Origin of the sequence: Hymenobacter koreensis (assembly GCF_039541855.1) — a bacterium.
GTDB lineage: Bacteria > Bacteroidota > Bacteroidia > Cytophagales > Hymenobacteraceae > Solirubrum > Solirubrum koreensis.
On sequence record NZ_BAABHA010000002.1, the window covers coordinates 1224026 to 1245513 of the forward strand.

General features: G+C 60.2%; 18 protein-coding genes. 7 read left to right on the forward strand and 11 right to left on the reverse strand.

The features are described from left to right. Window positions 1-345 precede the first annotated feature (345 nt). Window positions 346-3090: a TonB-dependent receptor gene (locus ABD903_RS08090; protein ID WP_345222958.1), complete on the forward strand. Its 2745-nt coding sequence runs from the start codon at window positions 346-348 to the stop codon at window positions 3088-3090. A gap of 75 nt (window positions 3091-3165) precedes the next feature. On the opposite strand, the gene ABD903_RS08095 is transcribed toward ABD903_RS08090, so the two are convergent. From ABD903_RS08095 to ABD903_RS08125, 7 genes are all read right to left on the reverse strand, one after another. Beyond that, on the reverse strand, window positions 3166-3765 hold the full coding sequence (locus ABD903_RS08095; protein WP_345222960.1) for an alpha-ketoglutarate-dependent dioxygenase AlkB family protein: 600 nt from the start codon (window positions 3763-3765) through the stop codon (window positions 3166-3168). A gap of 14 nt (window positions 3766-3779) precedes the next feature. Further along, window positions 3780-4436 (reverse strand): hypothetical protein, encoded by a 657-nt coding sequence (locus tag ABD903_RS08100; RefSeq protein WP_345222962.1) that lies wholly within the window; start codon window positions 4434-4436, stop codon window positions 3780-3782. Window positions 4437-4485: 49 nt separating this feature from the next. Continuing rightward, window positions 4486-5769 carry a kynureninase gene (kynU, locus tag ABD903_RS08105; RefSeq protein WP_345222964.1) on the reverse strand — a complete coding sequence of 428 codons (1284 nt, stop codon included), beginning with the start codon at window positions 5767-5769 and terminating at the stop codon, window positions 4486-4488. Window positions 5770-5822: 53 nt separating this feature from the next. After that, the gene (locus ABD903_RS08110) at window positions 5823-6845 is read right to left on the reverse strand and encodes an amidohydrolase family protein (protein WP_345222967.1); all 1023 of its coding nucleotides are present in this window, start codon (window positions 6843-6845) and stop codon (window positions 5823-5825) included. 28 nt (window positions 6846-6873) lie between these two features. Further along, window positions 6874-8217, reverse strand: a complete 1344-nt coding sequence (locus ABD903_RS08115; RefSeq protein WP_345222969.1) for a hypothetical protein — start codon at window positions 8215-8217, stop codon at window positions 6874-6876. Between the two features lie 229 nt (window positions 8218-8446). After that, the gene (locus ABD903_RS08120; protein ID WP_345222970.1) at window positions 8447-8671 is read right to left on the reverse strand and encodes a hypothetical protein; all 225 of its coding nucleotides are present in this window, start codon (window positions 8669-8671) and stop codon (window positions 8447-8449) included. A gap of 8 nt (window positions 8672-8679) precedes the next feature. Then, a complete protein-coding gene (locus tag ABD903_RS08125) occupies window positions 8680-9207 on the reverse strand; it encodes a 3-hydroxyanthranilate 3,4-dioxygenase (protein WP_345222972.1) in 528 nt (175 codons plus the stop codon). Between the two features lie 198 nt (window positions 9208-9405). Here ABD903_RS08125 and ABD903_RS08130 point away from each other — a divergent pair, with 198 nt between their 5' ends. Further along, window positions 9406-10197 (forward strand): SDR family oxidoreductase, encoded by a 792-nt coding sequence (locus ABD903_RS08130; RefSeq protein WP_345222974.1) that lies wholly within the window; start codon window positions 9406-9408, stop codon window positions 10195-10197. Window positions 10198-10383: 186 nt separating this feature from the next. Here the strand turns inward: ABD903_RS08130 and ABD903_RS08135 are convergent, their stop codons facing one another. The 3 genes from ABD903_RS08135 to ABD903_RS08145 are packed head-to-tail and all read right to left on the reverse strand — an operon-like array spanning window position 10384 to window position 13971. Continuing rightward, the gene (locus tag ABD903_RS08135; protein WP_345222975.1) at window positions 10384-10914 is read right to left on the reverse strand and encodes a carbohydrate binding domain-containing protein; all 531 of its coding nucleotides are present in this window, start codon (window positions 10912-10914) and stop codon (window positions 10384-10386) included. A gap of 38 nt (window positions 10915-10952) precedes the next feature. After that, a complete protein-coding gene (locus ABD903_RS08140; protein WP_345222977.1) occupies window positions 10953-12341 on the reverse strand; it encodes a hypothetical protein in 1389 nt (462 codons plus the stop codon). A 52-nt stretch (window positions 12342-12393) separates the two neighbouring features. Then, window positions 12394-13971, reverse strand: a complete 1578-nt coding sequence (locus ABD903_RS08145) for a glycosyltransferase family 39 protein (RefSeq protein WP_345222979.1) — start codon at window positions 13969-13971, stop codon at window positions 12394-12396. A gap of 159 nt (window positions 13972-14130) precedes the next feature. On the opposite strand from ABD903_RS08145, the gene ABD903_RS08150 reads away from it, so the two are divergent. From ABD903_RS08150 to ABD903_RS08160, 3 genes are all read left to right on the forward strand, one after another. Next, window positions 14131-14880 carry a class I SAM-dependent methyltransferase gene (locus tag ABD903_RS08150; protein ID WP_345222980.1) on the forward strand — a complete coding sequence of 250 codons (750 nt, stop codon included), beginning with the start codon at window positions 14131-14133 and terminating at the stop codon, window positions 14878-14880. 42 nt (window positions 14881-14922) lie between these two features. Next, window positions 14923-15906, forward strand: a complete 984-nt coding sequence (locus ABD903_RS08155) for a glycosyltransferase family 2 protein (protein ID WP_345222981.1) — start codon at window positions 14923-14925, stop codon at window positions 15904-15906. Window positions 15907-16044: 138 nt separating this feature from the next. Further along, on the forward strand, window positions 16045-16482 hold the full coding sequence (locus tag ABD903_RS08160) for an Imm50 family immunity protein (protein WP_345222982.1): 438 nt from the start codon (window positions 16045-16047) through the stop codon (window positions 16480-16482). A gap of 27 nt (window positions 16483-16509) precedes the next feature. On the opposite strand, the gene ABD903_RS08165 is transcribed toward ABD903_RS08160, so the two are convergent. Next, a complete protein-coding gene (locus ABD903_RS08165; RefSeq protein ID WP_345222984.1) occupies window positions 16510-18258 on the reverse strand; it encodes a DUF6311 domain-containing protein in 1749 nt (582 codons plus the stop codon). A gap of 122 nt (window positions 18259-18380) precedes the next feature. Between ABD903_RS08165 and ABD903_RS08170 the strand changes: the two genes are divergently transcribed. Both ABD903_RS08170 and ABD903_RS08175 read left to right on the forward strand, forming a co-directional pair. After that, complete coding sequence (locus ABD903_RS08170; protein WP_345222985.1) at window positions 18381-19823, forward strand: aldehyde dehydrogenase; 1443 nt, start codon at window positions 18381-18383, stop codon at window positions 19821-19823. A 172-nt stretch (window positions 19824-19995) separates the two neighbouring features. Continuing rightward, complete coding sequence (locus tag ABD903_RS08175; protein ID WP_345222986.1) at window positions 19996-21486, forward strand: ArnT family glycosyltransferase; 1491 nt, start codon at window positions 19996-19998, stop codon at window positions 21484-21486. The last annotated feature ends 2 nt before the right edge of the window (window positions 21487-21488 follow it).

Consider the following 21488-nt stretch of genomic DNA (forward strand, 5'->3'; position numbering starts at 1 on the left):
AGGTCCCAAGGCCTCCCAAGACCGCCGCAGTTATTACACCCCGGCCGCAGCGGCTGCCATTGAATTAAAAGTAGAAAACTACACGATTGGAGAATCCGATTGTCCGTTTCTGTTCGGGGCGCCTAACATGCGCTATTGATCATTTGACCAACTCGGTCCGGCCTGTTTTTTACTCCGGGTATAATACTTATGCTGAAGCAATTGCAATTCCGTGCTGGGATTGTATTTTTCGCAAAGTTGCGTGATATATTGTTGCTTATGCCTCATAAATCACCAACTTGCATCCCCTGTTTTTCAGCTGCCCTCTGAAACAGGATTTTTATCCCTTTCCCCTACGCTCCTCACATGCGAAAAACTTTACTTTACCCGCTGGCGCTGGGCATGACGGCCTTGTGCGCGCCAGCCTGGGCTCAAACCGGATCCACCATTGGCGGCGTGGTACGCAACGACGCCGGCGCACCCATCCCCGGCGCTACCGTGTTCATCAAAGGCACCCTTATTGGCACTGGCACGAACCGCGAAGGGCAGTTTTCCGTGCCCGCCGATTTCAGCCGGGGCCCTTTGGTGCTTTCGATATCCTTCCTCGGCTATGAGTCGCGCGAACTGGAGCTGAGCCAGCCCACGCCCGACGTACTGGTAACGCTCAACGAATCCATCACGCTTAACGAAGTGGTAGTAGCCGCTTCGCGCGTGGAAGAATCCCTGCAGCAGGCCCCGGTAACCATTGAGAAAGTGGGCGCGGCGCAAATCATGCGCACCCCGCCGCCCGATGTGCTGGCCGGCCTTAACCAGCTCAAGGGCATCGATGTGAACTCGACGAGCATGGTGATGAGCAGCCTCAGCACCCGCGGGTTTAACTCGCCGAAGTCGGAACGCGTGATTCAGCTGGTCGATTACTTCGATACCCAGTCGCCGAGCTTGAACGTGAATTCGGGCAACCTGCAGGGTCTTACCGAGCTGGATATTGCCAGCATCGAGGTGATTTACGGCCCAGCGTCGGCACTGTACGGCGCCAACGCCTTTAACGGCGTGGTGTTGCTCAACTCCAAAGACCCCTTCGTGACCGAGGGCTTTTCGGCCCGCGTACGCGGTGGCGAACGGTCTTACATTGACGGCCAGTTCCGTTACGCGCAGAAGCTGGGCAACAAGTTCGCCTTTAAGCTGGTAGGCAGCTACCTGACGGCCCAGGACTGGATTCCCAGCAACTACGCCCCCACCAGCCGTGTGCTGGTGCCCAACAACAACCCCGAGGGTTCGGCTCAGGGCTACGACGCCGTAAACCGCTACGGCGACGTGCCCAACACGTACTCCACGCGGCAAAATAACCCGCAGCTGGGCTACTCCGTGAGTCCTGAGCTGGTGGGCAAAACCGTGTTCATGCCCGGCTTCGACGAGCGTACCCTGGTGGGCAGCGACGACAAAGCCCGAGCACTAAAAGCCCAACCCACCATTTCGTACTTGTTTACCGACAAGGTAAAGGCTACCGTGGGCGCCAGTATTTCGCGGGGCACGGCCAGCTACCAGTCGTCGAGCCGCTACCGGTTTAAGGACTTCGGCACCAACCAGTACCGCGGTGAGCTACGCGGCGAACGGTGGTTCCTGCGCGGCTCCTCTACCCAGGACTTCGGCAACGACACCTACGACTTGAGCTTCCTGGGCAGCTTTTTGCAGGCCGCCCCGAGCGAAGTAAACGGCCTCTCGTACGGTCAGCTGTACTTCGTTACCTACAACAACGCTTTCAAGGCTGCCCGTAACGCCGGCCAGCCGCAAGAGGCCGCTTTGGCCACGGCCAAAGCCACCGCCGACGCTACCCAGCTCGACCCCAATAGCCCCCGTTTCCAGGAACTTCGCTCGGCCATTATTCAGGACGACCGCCCCGGCCGGGGTGCCCGCCTGAACCCCAGCTCCATTCTGAACGAAGGCAACGCCCAGTACAACTTCAAGTTTGGCGAAACCACCGACCTGATTGTGGGCGCCTCGTACCGCAAGTTCCGCCTGGGCTCGAACGGCAACTTGTTTTCCGACGACACCGAACGCATTCAGAACTCGGAAATGGGCGCTTACGGGCAGTTGTCGCAGCGCTTGTTTGACGAGCGGTTGAAACTGGCCGTAGCCGCACGTATCGACGAGTTCAAGAACTTCGACGCGGCCTTCTCGCCCCGCGCCTCGGCGGTGTATTCGGCCGGCGAAAACAAGCAGCACAACTTCCGCGCTAGCTACGGCCGCGCCTTCCGCGCCCCCACTCAACTCGACCAGTACATTCGTCTGGATGTGGGCCGGGTACTGCTGCTGGGCAACGTAGGTGGTGGCTTCCAGGGCTACTCCACCGACCTGAGCGCCTCGCTGCAGGGTATCCTGACCAACCCCGATGCCAACGCCCGCGCCGAAGCTTTGGCCCGGTTCGAGTACAACGCCCCGGCCCTGAAGCTGGAGCGCCTGAACTCCTACGAGTTTGGCTACCGCGGCGAGCCAGTGAAGGGCCTGAACGTGGACGTGGCCTACTTCCGCTCGCGCTACAACGACTTCATTGGCGCCCGTCCGTTCATTGGCAACCGCGACGGTTCGCGCCCCTCCCTGCAACAGCTGGGGGCCGAGGCCCAAACCTCTACGCCGTTCCAGAATAGCGCCTCCGTTACGCGCGTGCTGCAGGTGTGGACCAACGCTAACCAGGAAGTCAACACCCAAGGTGGAACCCTGGGCGTAAGCTACACGCTGGCTCGGCCGTTCACGCTGGCGGCCAACTACAGCCTGAACCTGCTCGACGACGACAAGCTGCCGGAAGGCTTCCAGACCTTCTTCAACACGCCCAAGCACAAGTACAACGTGGGCGCCAGCGGCACCGCTGGCAACTTCAGCTACTCGGCTAACTACCGCTGGGCGCAGAAGCACCTGTACGAAACGCCGTTTGCCGTGGGCGAGCTGGACGATTACAGCACCGTCGACGTGTTTGTGGGTTACACGCTGCCGAAAATTGCCACCACCATTCAGGCTGGCGCTTCTAACCTGCTCGACAGCAATAACGTGCAGATTTACGGCGGTCCGCAGATCGGCCGCCTCGCTTACGTGGGCTTGCTGGTCGACATCAAGTAAGCTTCATCTACCCTGTACAAGCAAAAGGCCCAACTCAGCTGAGTCGGGCCTTTTGCTTGTACAGGGTAGATGAAGTCAGTGGTTGCCCACGCGGCGGAAAGTAAGATTGAGCCGAGGCCCTACGGCCTGAGCCGTTTTGGGCACGGCGTGCTGCCAGCAGCGCTGGGTGGTACCGCCCATCACCAACAGGCTACCCGCGGCCAACTCCAGGGTTAGCGGCGGGTGCGCGGGGCCAGCCGCGGGCCGCGGGCGCAGGCGAAAGCGCCGGGCACTACCAAGGCTAACAGAAGCAATAATGGGTTCGGGGCCAAGTTCGGGCTCGTCGTCGGCGTGCCAGCCCATGCTATCCTGGCCCGAGCGGTAAAGATTGAGCAGTACGCTGTTAAACGATGCGCCTGTGGACTCTTCTACCTGCTGACGCAAAGCCTGCAAGGCCGGCGTCCAGGGCTGTGGCTCCAGCAGCAGGCCCGAATAGCGGTAGGCAGCGCCCGCGTCGCCGTGCCAAGCCGTAAGCCGTGGCTGCATTACCTCGCGGCCAAACAGCTTAATTGGCTCGTGCCGCCAGGCAATGGTAGAAGTGAGTTCCTGCAGCCAGCTTTCGGCTTCGGCCGCGGAAAGAAATGCCGGGTCCAGCAGAACATCGGCGGCGGGCAGCGGAACGGGCGTGAGCGGCATACCGGCTACCGCCCTTACTGGCTGAGACCGGGCAGGGAAATACCCGTGTAGTGCAGCACAATGCGCACCAGCATGTTCACAACGAACATCACAATCAACGGAGCCAGCCAACTGCGGGATTTGTAGGGCTGCGAGCCGATGAAACGCGGCCACAGCACATACACGTACAGCAGCGCCAGCACCAGGTTGGTACCGAAGAGTGCGTAAATGGGCTCAATCCCAAACTGCCCCGCTACCCACCCAAAGCTACTGATGCCCAATACAATGAGAGCCAGCAGCAGCATGGCGCCCCCGTAACGGCGCAGGCGCAGCAGGTTAATCAGCATCAGCACGCTGCCCACCAGAAAGGAGAACAGCGAAAACACAGCCACGGTAGCCGGCGAATACAGCGTAGGTGCATCCGGCTCTTCGGTTTCCTCGGTCGGTGTTTCGGATTTGCGCATCCACGAGGGCTCCGGGGCGGGGTTGCGCACGGCCTCGGCGTTCGATTCTACCAACGAGGCTTGCAGCTCGCCCCGTATGGCGGCGCCATCGGGCACCTGCTGGCCGCGCTGCTCCAGCTCGGCCAAGGCCGCCAACACGGCCTCCTCGCGGTATTCGCCGCGGTTGGTCACGTAGAGCCGCAGCTCGGCTTCGGTTTTGCGGGCCATTTTGGCCGCGTAGTCTTCCATGGTTCGGTCCCAAACGATGTGGCACCCAGCCACACCAAGCTAACAACGGTTATACGGGATGGTTCGCCCAAGTGGCTACCGCCTGCCCAATCCGCCATACGTCCTCAAACGAATTATAGAGCGGCACGGGTGCCAGACGCACTACGTTCGGCTCGCGCCAGTCGGCCACAATGCCCTGGCTGGCCAGGTAATCGAACAGGGCCCGGCCGCGCTGGCGCACCAGCAGCGAGAGTTGGCACCCGCGCTGGGCGGGGTCGGAGGGCGTTATGATTTCCAAACGCTCGGCGGGCAGTTGCAGTTCGCGCAGCAGCCACTCCAGGTAACCCGTAAGCTGCTCGCTTTTCCGGCGCAGTACGCTCATGCCGCCGGCCTCGTCGAACAGGGCGAGCGAGGCGCGGTGAATGGCCATGGGGAAAATCTGGGCGTTTGAGAGCTGCCAGCCAGCCGCCCCGGCCATGGGCCGGAAGCCCTTTTTCATCTGAAACCGATCCGACGGGTCGTGGCCCCACCAGCCAGCGAGACGCGGCAGCTCGGGGGCGTTGGCAAACCGCTCGTGCACAAATACGCCCGAGGTGCCGCCGGGGCCCGAGTTCAGGTACTTGTAGGAACACCAGCAGGCAAAATCCACGTCCCAGTCGTGCAGGTGCAGCTCGAGGTTGCCGGCGGCGTGTGCCAGATCGAAGCCGACCTTGGCGCCCACGGCATGACCCGCGCGGGTTATGGCGGCCATATCGAAGGCCTGGCCGGTGTAATAATTCACGCCGCCTAGCATCACGAGGGCCAGCGAGTCGCCGAGTTCCTGAATTTTGGCTTCTATATCCTCGGTGCGCAGGGTATGCTCGCCGGCGCGGGGCACCAACTCCACGATGGCATCGTGGGGGGCGTAGCCGTGCAGCTTCACCTGCGACTCCACAGCGTACTGATCAGAGGGAAACGCGCCGCCCTCCATCAGCAGCTTGTACCGGCCGCCGGCGGGGCGGTAAAACGAGATGAGCAATAGGTGCAAGTTGGTGGTGAGGTTGTTCATCACCACTACTTCCACGGGCTTGGCCCCTACCAGCCGCGCGGTGGCGTCGGTGAGGGTTTCGTGGTAGTGCATCCAGGGCGAGGTGCCGTGAAAATGGCCTTCCACGGCGTGTTCCTCCCAGCTTTGAAACTCGGCTTCTACCGCCGCACGCGCCGCTTTGGGCTGCAGGCCCAGGGAGTTACCGCAGCCGTACACGCCGGGCTGGCCAGTGGGCCCTAGGGGCAGGTGAAACCGGTCGCGAAAAGCGCGCAACGGGTCGTGCGCATCGAGGCGCCGGGCGAAGTCGAGGGTGTTTTCGTAGGTCATTGGAGGCGGGCCGCGAAAGCACCGTGGCCGAGCGCGAAGGTAGTGCCCCGCGCTTACACGCGCGCCTTCAGGAATTGCTCTACCCCCACGCCCAGCCAATCGAAAGCATTCTGACCGAGCATACGGGCTTTTACTTCGGGGGAGTATTCCATGGAGCGAATGAGCTGGCCGGGCTCCAACTCCCCGAGCGGGAACGGGTAATCGGTGCCGAGCGTGATTTTATCAGCCCCGAGGGTTTTCACCAGATAATCGAGCATGAGCGGGTCGTGCACCAGCGAATCGACCCAAAACTTGCCCAGGTATTCGCGCGGGTTCACGGGGTTGTCGACGGCGCACAAGTCGGGGCGCACCTGAAAGCCGTGCTCGATGCGGCCGATGGTGGAAGCAAATGTGCCCCCGCCGTGGGCCACGGCCACGCGCAGGCGCGGCAAACGTTCCAGCACGCCGCCAAAAATGAGCGAGCAAAGCGCCAGAGTGCTTTCGGCGGGCATGCCCACCAGCCACGGCAGCCAGTACTTGGGCATTTTCTGCTGCGCCATCATGTCCCAGGGGTGCACAAATACGCAGGCACCCAACTCCTCGGCCGCCGCAAACACCTCGAACAGCTCGGGGGCGTCGAGGTTCCAGTCGTTCACGTGCGAACCGATCTGAATGCCGGCCAGGCCGAGCTCCTTCACGCAGCGCTCCAACTCACGAACAGCCAGATCGGGCGCCTGCAGGGGCACGGTGCCCAGGCCAATAAAACGGTCGGGGTAATCGGCTACCACGCCGGCGAGGTGGTCGTTGAGCAGCTTGCTCAGGTCCAGCGCGTCGTGGGGCTTGGCCCAGTAGCTGAACATCACCGGCACGGTGCTCAGCACCTGTACATCTACCCCAAAATGGCCGCACTCGCGCAGGCGCACGGCGGGGTCCCAGCAGTTGTCCTGAATTTCGCGGAAGAACTTGTCGTCCTGCATCATGCGGGCGCAGCAGGGCTTGTGGTGCTCCAGCCGGATGAAGCCCCCGTAGCCGTACCGCTCGCGCAGGTCGGGCCATTGCTTGGGCAGGATATGGGTGTGGATGTCGACGGTTAACACGGGCGGAATGGGGAAAGGGTGGGTGGGGTTAGTGGTCGGGCGGAATATCGGTAATACCGCCCGGCGGCAGCCACATCTGGTCGCGGCTCACGACGAAGAAGTTGTGGAAGTAAAGCTCGGCCGTGTTGTGTTCCCAGTGCAGAATGCCGCGGTGATACTGCCAGGTTTGCAGCACGTTCAGCAAGATAAACAGCCCCATGAGGCCCGCCAAAGCCGGCTGCCAAGAGCGGTACTCCGCGCCCACATACGCCACCAGGCTGGCCAACGACAGGGCCAGCAGCGGGTACAGGCTGATGAGGGGCCGGGCGCTGAACCCGCCCCCGTACCACCACTGCTCCCAGCTGAAGGTAACGTACCACACCACCGGCAGCAGCAACAGCGTGGGCAGCCAGGCCGCCGCCACGTAGCGCCGCACCACCAGCCACCCCAGCAGCGCCAGCGCCATTAGGGGCGTGTACAGCAGCCAGCCTTTGCGGAAGCTGAACAAGCCATCGAGAATGTGGGGGCGGGTAAAATCGAACTTCTCGCCCACGTAGGTATCGAGCAGCCAGTGGCCGCTGGTTACCTGCCAAAAGGCAAACTGCAGGCTCAGCACCGCCGCCGCCAGTGCCACGGCCACCAGCAATTGGCCGCGGTGCTGCCAGAGGGCCTGCAGGCGCGGTACCACATCGGTCCAGCGCAGCAGGCCCCAGCCGAGCGGCACCAGCACGTACATAATTTCCGACAGCCGGGTCAGGCAAATCAGGCCCATGAACAGGCCCAGCCCTACGGCGTGGCGCCAGCGGAAATCCTCGTACCAGCGGGCTACACAGTAAAGCATGGCGGTGTGCCACAGAAACAGCGGCGCGTGCGAAATATTGGCCTCGTAGGAAGCATAGTAGAGCAGGTTAGTGCCCAGGCCCACGCCGGCTAACGTCCAAGCCGTTACGCCATCGGGGAAATAGCGCAGCAGCAGCTTGCGCAATAGCCACAGGCCAATGATGGCGTATACCACACCTCCCAACGCTATGGCTTGCTGGTAAGGTCGGGTAAAGCCATCGGGGGTGTAGCCGGCCAGGGGCGCGTACCAATGGGCCGCCAGAAACCAAGGCACGTTAGCCAGAGCTACTCCCAGAGGATACTTGGGAACGGTATTTCCATTGGGCAGCGCCGTCAGGCCGATGGCGTGCGGGACATCGGGACGGTACTGCTGGTGCTTGGTTTCAATCCAGTCGGCGCCGCCTAAGTCGTGGTAGATAAAAGCACTGGGCAAATAGGCGTAGTAACCGCCAGCGTCGTAATCAAACATGCCCAGGTTAGACCACCGGCGCGCCTGAAACGTGGCGAAAATGACCAGCACGGCCGTAAACCAGAAAACGGCTTTTGATTTCATCGACCCTAAGTGTTAAACTATTGGCTTTAAGCAGTTAGTCGTTGGCTTTATAATGGTAAGCAGGGCGTTACCCATCAATGATTGCCGGGTTGACGGGAGCTTGGCGCTTCATTTCACGGGAAGCCGGTGCCAGTTGTGCTACCGGCCAACGGGTTGCGCCGGCGCCGGGCAAGTCTCTGTACCACATCAGGCCGGGGCGACCCACGACCACGCCAGCCGACGCGCTTTCCTAGGATTCCGGCCAACTCAGCTTCAGGAAGTACTGTTTGTAGATTTCCCACGTCATCTCGCAGCAGTGAATCAGGCCCATGTTGTATTGCCACGTTTGCACCACGTTGAGCAATACCAGCGCAAGAGTAAGCGTGCCCAGCAGCCAAGACGCTTGGGTTAGCCACCGGTGGTACACGCTGGCGCGGTAGAAACAAAATGCATTGCGGCAAAGGTAATCTGGCACAGCCTCAATTAGCTAACCGGCGCGGGGGGCTGCATTACGGTGCCGCAGCTTTGGCAGGTTCGGCGGGCTTCGTTTTGCCAGAAGTTGCCCATGATTACGGGCAGCTGCTGCACGATGTCGGTTACCTCAGCAAACTCCTCGTAAAGCTTGGTGCCGCAGTTTTCGCAGTACCACTGAAAGCCGTCCAACTCGCCGGGCTTCCGGTAGCGCTCCACCACCATGCCAACGGTGCCCGCCGGTCGCTGGGGCGAATGGGGCACGCCGGCCGGCAACAGGAAAATCTCGCCGGCCCGAATGGGAACATCCACCGGCTGGCCGTCCTCAATAATCTTCAGCACCATATCGCCTTCCACCTGAAAGAAAAACTCTTCGCTGTCGTCGACGTGGTAGTCTTTGCGGGCGTTAGGGCCGCCCACCACCATCACAATAAAATCGTCGTTGCCTTTGAAAACCTGCTGATTGCCCACGGGGGGTTTCAGCAAATGGCGGTGTTCATCGATCCACTGCTGGAAATTAAAGGGGCGGGAAACAGGCATAGCCGGAAGGAGAATGGGTGGGTGAAAAGCGGTGATTGGGGAGACGGGCTGGCCGGAAACCGGACGCAAACAGTTGCTGTCTGAGTTGATTACCGCAGCCCGGCTCATCCGTTTTTCCTCCGCCGAACTTACGCAAAAGCCACCATACGCCCGACTACAGTAAACGGGCTGGGCACTGTTTTTACGTACTTTCGGCCCATGTTAACCGAACTCCTTTCCTCCCGCCGGGCCGTGGTATGCGGTAGCACCCAAGGCATTGGCCGGGCCGTAGCCGAGGCCCTGGCCGCCCGCCACGCTACCGTTACCCTCGTAGCCCGCGACGAAACCAAGCTGCGCGAGGTGCTGGCCACGCTGCCCACCCCTGCCGGCCAGTCCCACGATTACGTGGTGGCCGATTTTACCCGGCCCGATGAGGTGGCCGCACGCATGGCTCAGTGGCTGGAGCAGCACGGGCCGGCGCATATTCTGGTAAACAACACCGGTGGCCCGGCCGGCGGCCCGCTGCTAGCGGCCCCCGTGAATGCCCTGCGCGCCGCCTTCGAGCAGCACTTGGTGTGCAACCACTTGCTGGCCCAAGCCCTAGTGCCCGGCATGCAAGCGGCCGGTTACGGGCGCATTATCAACGTTATCAGCACTTCGGTAAAGCAGCCGCTGCCCAACCTGGGCGTTTCCAATACCATTCGAGGGGCCGTGGCTAGCTGGGCTAAAACGCTGGCCACGGAGCTGGGCCCCCACGGTATTACGGTGAATAACGTGCTGCCGGGCGCCACGCTTACGCAACGCCACCACAGCCTGCTGGAAGCCCGGAGCGCCAGCACCGGCCAGCCCGTGGAGGCGCTGGAAGAAAACATGCTGCGGCTGATTCCAGCCGGCCGCTTTGCCGAAGCCGATGAAGTGGCCGCTGCGGTAGCTTTTCTGGCCTCGCCCATGGCCGGCTACATCAACGGCATTAACGTGCCGGTGGACGGCGGACGGACGGGCAGCTTGTAGGCGTTTTGCGCTGTTACTTACTGGCTCTGTTTTGCAGATACCCGCCCCCAGTCCACGTGCTGACTGTTGACTGATGCGTACCCCATGCTATCTGCGGGCTGCGCTCAACGAAAACACAAAAACGCCTTCCCGAAGCCAGTACAAGCTTCGGGAAGGCGTTTTACTTGAAAAATCGACTGCCAGATACTAGTCCAGCGGCGTTAGGGTAATGTCGTCGATGTAAGCCGGGGCCGATGCTCCGGCACGCCACAGGAAAATCTTCATGTGGCTCATGTACTCCGCGTTTGGCGGAAACACAATGTCCTTGCTCACTTTAACCCACTCGTTGTACTTTTTTACTTGCTCGCCCAGCTGTATACCCTCGCCGAGAATGGTTTGCTCCGAGTTTGGGGCGTTAATCACCAGGCCTAGCTTGGCGTCGCCTCCTGCATTGGGCAGGTAAGCCCATGCTTCCAGTTTCACCCCACGCAGGCGCTTCGCGCTCAGCTTGCCCAGCAACACATCGTAGGTGAGGCTGAACTCGGTGTCTTTGTCCACTTTCAGGCTGTAACGGCCGGAGTGGGCTCTTTCAGTAGTCAACGATTTGTTTTCCGGAGCCCAACCTACTATGGACTCGAAATCGTTAGACATCAGCGCGTTCTGAGGCGCGGCGGAATCTTTGTCGGACGAACACGCTAGTAGTCCAACCAGCGCCAAGGGTGTAAAAAGACGTTTCATGTGGAGCAAAAACTCGGGCAGAAAGTGAAATTGAAGAATCAGGAGGCGAAACGGGCCGTTAGCCACGCTTGTAGTTGAGGGCGCAGTTGCGGCCAGGCTTGCAGCCACACCAACAACACAGTCCAGGGAAGTAACCACGCCATGCGGGTTTGCAGGCGGTCGAGCACATTGGCCAGGTTGGCCGTAACCGCGGCGTTAAGAACAACGGCCAGTGCCACCAGCACCACCGTCATCCACAGCACGGGCGGCACCGCTTGGCGTAGCGGGGCCAACAGCAGCAGCAGTGCTGCCAGCAGCGTTAGGGCTAGGGTGTTGTATGATCTTTCGGTTAGCTCTTTGAAATTTAGAGCCCCTCGGTTTTGCAGGGAAGAAGTGTATTCCTTGAGTTCGTAGCCGAAGAACGCCTGGACTTTCCAGAACGGGTTGCTGCCGTCCAAAAACGGAGTCAGGCCGTCGCCGTGGCCCACGTGCGTTAGTTGGCGCACGGTTCCCAGAACGCCTTCCTCGAGAAGCAGCGGGTAGTAGCGCGGCGTGGTTAAAACACCGTTGATGATGCGTTTGTATTCTTCGCGGCTGGTTTCCCAGCCACCCATTTGATTGGGAATGTTGGGCTCGCCCCACACGAAGGATACGGCGTTGTCGGGCAGTTTGCCTCGGTACTGGCACAGGGCCAAGTTTTCCTCTCCGCAGTGCTCGTCTAAATACCGGTCCAGCAAACCGGTTTCCACGAGTTTCCCCATCAGAAACACCGGTGCGCCGCGGTTAATGGCAAAGTCTCCGCCGCAGGCTGCGTGCAAACCGGGCAGTATCACCCAGCTGAGCAGTACCGCAGCCAAAGCTACCCCAATGCCGGCCGGTTTCAGCCAGGTTTTGAGCGCTCCGGTAAACCAGGCCACCGCACCGGTTAGCAAAACCAGCAAGGTGAAGGTTAACAGGTTAGAGCTGTGCATGAGGGCGCTTAGCATCACAACAACGCTCCACGCCAGTTTCTCGGCTAGTTGCAACGGCGCCAAGCAAATCAAGGCCAGAGCCAGCACGCCGATGGATGTGAAAATATCAGGCATGAGCTGCCCGCTAAACCACGCCAGACCCGTGGCCCAGGTTACGCCCCCAACTAAAGCCAGGCGCAGGGGGTAAGCCGTTACGCGCGGCGCAAACACACTGATGTAACGAAAAAGCAGTGCCGCCAGCAGCAGGCTTTGCGCCACCACCACAAACCACAACGAATGCTTGAAGCTGACCAGCCGCAGAAACAGCCCGTAGGAAATGGGCCGGTCGATGGGCACGACCAGACGCATGCCGCTATCGATGTACGCACCGGTGTCGGATGTTACAAGCGGATAGCCGTTGTAGAGGGCTGCGCTAAGCAGCAGCAGGGCACCCAAAAGAACCCACAAACCCGCGCCCAAGCGGTAGAAAGAACCCATATATTACCTAAGAAGTTGCGGTCGTGATAAGCCTATAAAGCTTAGCGGGACTCTACCAGTGGGGAGGGGCATTTTTGCGGTGCAATAATACAAATTGCGGCCGATCAACCCGGATATCAAATTCGTTAAATAGCGCTGGCTGAGCGCGTCGCAGCGTTTCGTACGCAGGCCGTCGCAGCAAGAGGTGGTCGAGGGCGAAGGCGTCCATTCGTTGCAGAACCTCGGCCGCCTGTACCCGGTTGAGGTCGGGTTTCCAGGTGAGGCCGCGGCGGTCGAAATAGATCAGGCTTAAGTTGGGCGGGTCCTCGTTCATTACCAGCAACGTGGCGTTGGCGGGTACTTTGGCCTGAGCCATGGCCTCCGATGCGCCGTTCAGCCACTGGTGGTCGTACCAGTCGCTAAAAGGCGGATAGGTTTCGGCCATGCGGTTGCGGTAAATCTTGAACCCGCTCACCAACAGGGCCACGCTTAACACACCCATGGTTACGCTTAGGCTCCAACGCGGAACCCGTAAGCTGCTCACGTTTAGCACGGCCAGCACCACAAACAGCACCAGCACGGGTGCGTAAGGCGCCACCACGTAGTAATCGTGCACGTCCAGCTGGTGGCCCATCAGCCAGAAAAAGCAAAAGCCACCGGCCAAGCCCAGCACCAGCTGGGCGCTGAGAATGTTGTGAACCAAAACGTTGCGCTTAGCAAACACCACCCACAAAACCATGGCCCCCACCAACAATCCATACTGAAAAGTAGTGAGGTACTGCCCCCACCAGTAGTTCAGGATGCGGTCCATCACGTGGGCATATTCGGCTTCGGTTTGAATGGGCTTCGCCTCGAAGAAAAACATGGTGGCCCCGTACGTCTGGTTCAGGTGCTTATTGAACACGATGTAGCCGCCAATGGCCGCCGCCCCGCCCGCTACCAGCGCCAGGAACCCCAGTTTTTGCCGCAGCGTCATGGCCTGCGGCACGAAGTACGACCACAACAACGTGCAGCTTACGGCTGCCACCCAATAGATGCCCGACGACGATTTAATGAGCGTGGCTACGGTAAAAACCACCAATGCTACCGCCAAATCCTGAAAACGGCGGTTATCGAAGTAACGCAGAAAGTAGAAATACGCAATCAGGGCCAGCGAAGCGCCGGCCGGATCGGGCTGAAAGCTGCCCGCGTAATAGGCGAAAACCGGCGAGCAAATAATGAAACAGCCGGGCAGCAGCGCCGCTACAAAATGCCGCGTGCGGCTGTACACCGCCCGGAACATGTACCATTGCGCGGCTACCATTATGGAGGCAGTAATGGCCCGAAACAACCCCGGCACCATGTCGCGCCCCAGTACTTTGCCGCCCAAGGCCGCCAGGTACGCAATGATGGGAAATTCCACCCCCACGATTCCATCGGCGGAGGTGAGGTTAAAGGTTCGCGGGAGGAAAAACTGCATGCCGCGGTCGTAGTAGCTCATGGCCAAAGCCAACCGGTCGGCTTGCGCCCAAGCGTGAATACCCCGCGGCAACAGGCCCAGGTACGGCGTGTACCAAAGCGCGGCTAATCCAATAAACAGCAATAACGCGGCGGCATAGGGAAGCCGACTTTGCCACTGCAAAGGCAATCGAGAAATAGTAGATGTAACCATGGATGCGCTGCTGCGGCCCGCGAAAGGGTAGCAAAACTAGTGCATCCACTTCGATTAACCCGCTAGCACAGCGCATCAAAGCCTCAGCACCCGGGATTTTGGCACTTTTTTACCGCCGCAACGGAACGCCACTAGTCAATACCTATTTTTGTCTTTACTATGGACTTAGCTTACGAAGCCAAATACCACCAGTTGGAAGAGCAGCATTGGTGGTTTACCTCGCGCCGCAACACCGTGTTCGATTTGGTGCAGCGCATGAACCTGCCGCTCGATACGCGCATCCTGGAAATTGGGTGTTCGGGTGGGCCGTTGCAGTTTATGCTGCGCAAAGCGGGTTTTCAGCACGTAACGGGTATCGATGTTAGCGAGCCGGCCATTGCTTTGGCCAAGCACCGTGGCCTGACCGATGTGCACCTGATGGACGGCGCGCACCTGGAATTCCCCGATGCTTCGTTCGACTTGGTTATTGCCTCCGACGTACTCGAGCACATTGAGAACGACGCGCAGGCTACCCGCGAATGGGCACGCGTACTGCGCCCCGGCGGTCAGATGGTGGTATTTGTGCCGGCTTTTCAGCAGCTCTGGAGCCAGCACGACGTGGTAAACCATCATTTTCGGCGGTACACCGGTAAAGACCTGCGGCAGGTGTTGGAAGCAGCCCGGCTGCACGTCAGCCGGGTATCTTTCTGGAACATGGCCCTCGTATTTCCCACGGCCCTCATGCGTATGGTGCAGCGCCGCCTCACGCCTCCTACCAAACCCACCGACGGCGGTGGCGACCTGCACGGCCTCCCCGGCCCGCTCAACAACCTGCTGAGCTTGTGGCTACGCGGCGAAAACGCGTTGCTGCGGCGGCTGAATTTTCCCGTGGGCGTGAGCGTGTTTGCCGTAGCGCAGAAAAAAGCCTAACCCATCCGGCGGCTTCGTGCCGCTTTGCCCGTTCCCTTACCCGTGCTTGCCCCTCCCGCCTTGGACCTCTCCGTCGTTATTCCCATTTACAACGAAGAAGCCAACATTCCCACGCTCTACCAGCGTTTGCGCGGCGTTATCGACCCCATGGGGGTGCGCTGCGAGTTCATTTTCATTAACGATGGTTCCCGCGACCGGTCTTTGGAACTGGTGCAGGCCCTGGCCGAGCAGCACGCCGATGTGCGTTTCATCGATTTCAGCCGCAATTTCGGCCACCAAATTGCTGTAACGGCGGGCCTCGATCTGTCGCAGGGCGAGGCCGTGGTCATCATCGATGCCGACCTGCAGGACCCGCCGGAGCTTATTCCGCAGCTCTACCAGAAGCTGCACGAAGGCTACGAGGTGGTGTACGCCAAGCGCCGCCGCCGCGAGGGCGAAAGCGCCATGAAGCTGTTCACGGCCAAGCTGTTTTACCGTTTGCTGGCCCGCATTACCAACGTTTCTATTCCCGTTGACACCGGCGACTTCCGCATTATTTCGCGGAAAGTGGTGGAGGCCCTCAAGCAAATGCCCGAGCAGAACAAGTTTCTGCGCGGCCAGATTTCCTGGATTGGCTACCGCCAAACCTACGTGGAGTATGACCGGGCCCAGCGCGCCGGCGGCGAAACCGGCTACACCTACGGCAAGATGATACGGCTGGCCCTGGACGGCATTACCGCGTTTTCGGACGTTCCGCTGAAGGCCGCTACCATTATGGGTTTTTCGGTGTCGGGCATTGCGTTTCTGGTGCTGCTTTACACGCTCTACGCGCGTTTCATTGCCCACGATTACCAGCCCGGCTGGCCCTCGCTCATGGTCAGTATCCTGTTCCTGGGCGGCGTGCAGCTGATTTCGGTGGGGCTGATTGGCGAGTACCTCGCGCGCCTGAGTACCAACGTACGCCGCCGGCCGCTCTATATCATTTCCAAGACCAACATACCCATTACCCTGGCTCCGCCTGCCGCACCCGGTTCGTCTTTGTTGTGAGGCGCAGTAAAGGGCGTGGGGCAAGCAGCTGAAAAGCAACTCTTGGGTAAAATTCCAACGTCATGCTTCATCTGGCGTCCGCTTGTCGAAGCATCTCTACCGCTTCGTAAGAACTCTTCTCAACTCGTCAGTAATAATGTGGCTGAAGTAGAAAACCACGCAATCAGCCGAATACTCAATGGCGAGATTGTTCGTCAGCATTTCGGATACTGGCCGAAGTTCCACGATGCTGAAATCACCAAAGTGACTTTCGAGGCAAATCCTGGTTTCTGGCCTTCCGTCACTTTTGTGCTGACCGCTTCTGAGATGACCAAAGAAGTCGATGAAAGAGGCTACTACAAGCAGGCAAAGCAATGTGACGTCGAACTGCAGTTTACTGGAGTAAAGGAAATTGATTTCGATGGCTTTGGTCACCAAAACGTCATTTTTGAATTGGTGCTCGAAGAAGAAGGAATCAACATCAAAGGCTCATTCAATCCATCAGTTGGGCTTGATGCAATTATTGTTGCTGAAAAAGTCTCCGTATTGAGTTTGACTCCAACAAACAGTAGAGATGCTTCGACAAGCACAGCATGACGTCCTTTTGCTTACTGTTCACACACCCTAGCGCGCCAGCAGAACGTAGTCGTCCACCGTTTGTTCCCGGTAGCCAAGCGGCATCAATACCCTCCGAAGGTATAGATGAGCCGAGGTGTTCCGGAACGCCGGCGCCACCACGAAGGCTGCGGGCTGGTAAACCCGTAGGAAGTCCTTTACTGCCGCTGGCTTGGGTTCGGCCAGTGCAGTATCGGGCCGCTGCTGCAGCGCCAGCAAATCGCGCAGTACGCCCTCACGCCCAAAGGCATCGAAACGGTCCTGCGGCACCCGCGAGATGTAGGCGCCGGGCAGCTTTTTACGATGAATGGTCTGGTAGAACAGCTCGTCGGTGTTGAATTGCCCTTTTTGGCGGTAGCCATCTACCAACCCCACGGGAATAGTGAACAGGGTTTCGCCCGGCAAACCCGCCGTTACCCGGTACACGCGGGGTACATTGGCCAGGTGCAACAGAGGCGGTGGCGTGGGCTGAAACTCCAGCACTATAATAACCAGCAGCCCCACGGAAGCCGTCGTGCGCCAAACCGGTCGTAAATGACCGCGCAGCCACTCGTCCAGGCCTGGGAAAAGCACCAGAGGCAGCAGCAGGCTCACAAACAGCACAAAACGAGTGGGCACGCGGATGTTGTTCAGCAAGGGTAGATAGTGAACCAAACTGGTGGGCAGGCGCAGCACCTGCTTGCCGAAAACGCGCAGCTCGGGTAGGGTTAGCATAATGAAGAGGAGCAGCAGCCACGCCAGCGCCGGCTCAGACCTGGCGGCGTGAGGCTCCGTCGAAACCGGCTGACGGCGCAGGCGCACCAGCCACCACAACGCCAGCAGCGGCAGCGCGTAACCCAGAAACATCACGTTTTCTATCGAAGCGGGCGTATTGAAAACGTGCTCGTTGTGGTGCAGCGCTTCGGTAGTGCCAGTACTTAGCCAGCGGCTGTTGAGCGGCGGCAACAGGTAGCCGGCCACGTCGCCGCTCCACCAAAAACCGTCGTTGTCGAACACTTTGGCCGATTTCAGCAGGCGCGAAGCCACGTGGCCCAGCACCAGCACCGCTCCCAGCAACAGCCACGGCCGGCGGTGCCGCCAGTTAATTTGCCCCAGCCGCAGCCCGTAATACAGCGCAAAGCCCGCGGAGAAGTACACGAGGCCCATCAGCACGTAATAATCACTCAGCAACGTAAGCAGGCCCAGCGCTACGCACAGGCTTACCTGCCCCCAGCTACGCACCTGCGGCCACAGTCGGCCCGCCCGAAAGGCAAACGCGTTCAGAAAAGCCTGCACGTAGAACGGCACCGTGGCCGTGAGCAGCAGGTTGTAGTGCTCGGGCAAGTGCGCCAGCTTGTAGGGCGAAAAAGCAAACACCAGTCCCGCCACCGCACACAACACGGGGTTTTGCACCCAGCGGTGGCACAAACAGTATGCCCCCACCCCCGACAGCACGAAGCTGAGCAGCAGCGCTACGTTTACGGCCAGAATCTCGTGCCTGAGCAGCACGTTCAGCAGACCGATAACTGGCGTGTACGTGTGCATTACCAGCGACGTACCCTGCGGATAAAGCAGCAACGAGGTATAAAAGGGGTTGCTGCCTTCGGCTACGGCCTGGCGGAAATTGTAGGCATTCCACACGTACTGGTTGGCATCGTGGCCGGGAATACCGGGGAATGCCGTGGTAAAGTGTGCAGCCAGGGGCCAGCTGTACCACGCAAAGAGCAGGGTAAAAAGCAGCGTGCTAAGCCCGAGTTCGAGCCAACGTGTAGGTTTCATTAAGCCACAATAAGCCTCGGTGAACAGGCCGCGCGAAGATACACTGCCCACGCGGCGGCTTTGCGCACCCCGGCGGTAAGGCCGCCCCGATTCAGTAGCTTTGGCAAGCTTTCCTCTCGCTCATGCTTCACTTGCTCAACTACATTGGCGGCCAGCTACTACCGCCGCGCGCCGGCCGTTACCTCGATAACGTGGACCCCGCCACAGGCCAGGTATACAGCCTCATTCCCGATTCCGACGCCGACGACGTGCAACAAGCCGTGGCGGCAGCCGAAGCCGCCTTTCCGGCGTGGAGGGCCCTACCGGCGGAGCAGCGCGGGCGCTTGCTGGTGCGTATTAGTGAGCTAATTGAGCGCGACCTGGAGCGGTTGGCCCAAGCCGAAAGCGTAGACAACGGCAAGCCCATTAAGCTGGCGCGGACGGTGGATATTCCGCGGGCGGCCAGCAACTTTGCCTTCTTCGGCACGGCGGCCGGGCACTTTGCCTCCGAGTCGCACTTGCAGGAAGGCGTGGCCCTGAACTATACGGTTCGGCACCCCTTGGGCGTGGTAGGCTGCATCTCGCCCTGGAACCTGCCGCTGTACCTGTTTACCTGGAAAATTGCGCCGGCGCTGGCCGCCGGCAACTGCGTGGTAGCCAAGCCCTCGGAAATCACCCCCATGACGGCCTACCTGCTAAGCGAGCTGTGCATGGAAGCCGGTTTGCCAGCCGGCGTGCTCAACATTGTGCACGGGACCGGGCCGGGAGCCGGCCAAGCCATTGTGGAACACCCCGCCGTGAAGGCCATCAGCTTTACGGGCGGTACGGCTACGGGGGCCCACATTGCCCGCACCGCCGCCCCCATGTTCAAGAAACTCTCGCTGGAGCTGGGCGGCAAGAACCCCAACATCGTTTTTGCCGATTGCGACTTCGAGGCGGCGGTAGCTACCAGCGTGCAGTCGAGCTTTGCCAACCAGGGCCAGATATGCCTCTGCGGCTCGCGCATTTTCGTGGAACGGCCGATATATGAGCGGTTTAAAGCCGCTTTCCTGGAGCGCGTAGCTGGCCTGACCGTGGGCGACCCACTGGCCGAGGAAAGCCGGCAAGGCGCTTTGGTAAGCGAGCCGCACCTGCAAAAAGTTCTCGGTTACATAGACCTAGCGCAGCAGGAAGGTGGCCGGTTGCTGGCCGGCGGGCAACGCGTACATCTTCAGGGACGCTGCGCCGGCGGCTACTTCCTGCAGCCTACCGTATTTGAAGGCCTCTCGCCCGAGTGCCGCGTGAACCGCGAAGAAATTTTCGGCCCTGTGGTTACCCTCACGCCTTTCGATACCGATGACGAGGTTCTTGGCTGGGCTAATAATACAGATTACGGCTTGGCGGCCACCGTTTGGACGCGCGACCTGCAACGGGCGCACCGCGTGGGTCAGCAGCTGCACGCCGGAGTGGTGTGGGTAAATACTTGGTTGCTTCGCGACTTACGCACGCCCTTCGGCGGCATGAAGAACTCGGGCGTAGGGCGCGAGGGTGGCGTGGAAGCCTTGCGCTTCTTCACCGAACCGCAAAACGTGTGCATCAAGCTGTAAACCCGCCCCCTTAAGCAGTTGCTCAAAAGTAAACGCGTTGCTCGTTGTCCGTTTTTAGTCAAGCGGTTGCATCAACCCTAACAACTGACAACTACTGACCGACAACTTAACTTCAGCTGCCGGCACTTCAAACTCCCGGCAGTTTTGCGGCCACCCTTTACAGTTCGCCCCGGTGACCTTTTCTTTTCTTCCAGCCTTGTACAAGCCGGGTCGGTTCTGGCTTACTTTCGGCCTGCTGCTTTTGCTGGCGTTTATTCCCTTGTTTTGGCTGCTGGGCAGCTTGCCTGCTCAGCAATGGGACGAGTCGCGTACGGGCCTGAATGCCATGGGCATCTGGCAGCACCGGGAATGGCTGGTGCTGCGCCATAACGGCCAGCCCGATTTATGGAACGGCAAACCGCCGCTCTGGCCCTGGATTTTAGCTCTGAGCTTTCGGACAATCGGCTTCACTGAGTTGGGCCTTCGCTTACCTGCTGCCCTCGCGGCCCTGGCCACCGTGCTGGTGGTTTTTCGGGCTGGGCGGCACTGGCTGGGTAGCTGGCCGGCGGGCTTACTTGCCGCCTTGGTGCTGCTCACGAGCCAGGGTTACGTAACGCTGCACGTATCCCGTACCGGCGACTACGACGCGCTGCTAACGCTCTGGACTACCCTGGGCGCTCTTAATTGGCTGGCCTACCTGTGCACGGGCCGCTCGCGCTGGGCCTGGACCACGGGCTTATGCTTTGCCTTGGCCGTTTTCACCAAAGGAATTGCCGGTGCTCTTTTTGCTCCTGGACTACTGCTGGCCACCGCGCTGCTGGGCCAATGGCCGCGGCTGCGGCGCCCCGCGCCGTGGCTGGCGGCGGGTTTGGTATTGGCTACAATGGCAGCCTGGTACTCCATTCGGGAAGCGGCGGCGCCGGGGTATCTGGCTGGCGTATGGGCCTACGAGGTTGGCGGACCGGCTACCACCCAGTTGGAGAAGCACTACCACCCCCTGGAGTGGTACATTAGCCTGCTGGCCGAACACAAGTTCACGGCCTGGCTGCTGGCAGCCCTGGTGGGCTGGCTGATTGGCGCGGCCTCCCCGCGCGGCAGCCGCATGTGGTGGCTCAGCCGCTACACGGCGGTCGTGGTGGGCTGCTACTTACTGGTTATTTCGCTGGTGCAAACCAAGCTGGGCTGGTACGACGCGCAAGCCTACCCACTGCTGGCACTGCAAGCGGCCGGCGGGCTTACCTGGGCGGGGCAGCTGATCAGCCGTCAGTTACAGCGGCGGCCGGAATTTGGCTTGCAGGTTGGCGCCGTGCTCTTGATAGCCGCGTTTCCGTACCTAGCGCAGTGGCAGCACATTCGCGGGCTGCATCAGCGGCGGTTCGATAACGCGCAGCTGCTGTACGGGCGACACTTACAGGAGCAATTGCGCCAGCGGCCCGAGCTTCAGAGCTATACCTTGGTGACCGACGGCGACTACAACGACAGCCCGTTGTTTTACGCTACCGCGGCCAGCCTCACGCACGGCCACAAAGTACGCGTGTTTGCCCCGTGGCAGCCGGAATGGGGCAATCAGCCGTGGCAGGTGGTGGTGGCCTGCGGCAACAAAGCCACTCGCACCGTGATGCAGCGCCCCAACACCGAAATCCTGGTGCGCACCGACTCGTGCCTGACGGTTATTCTGAAGTAGCG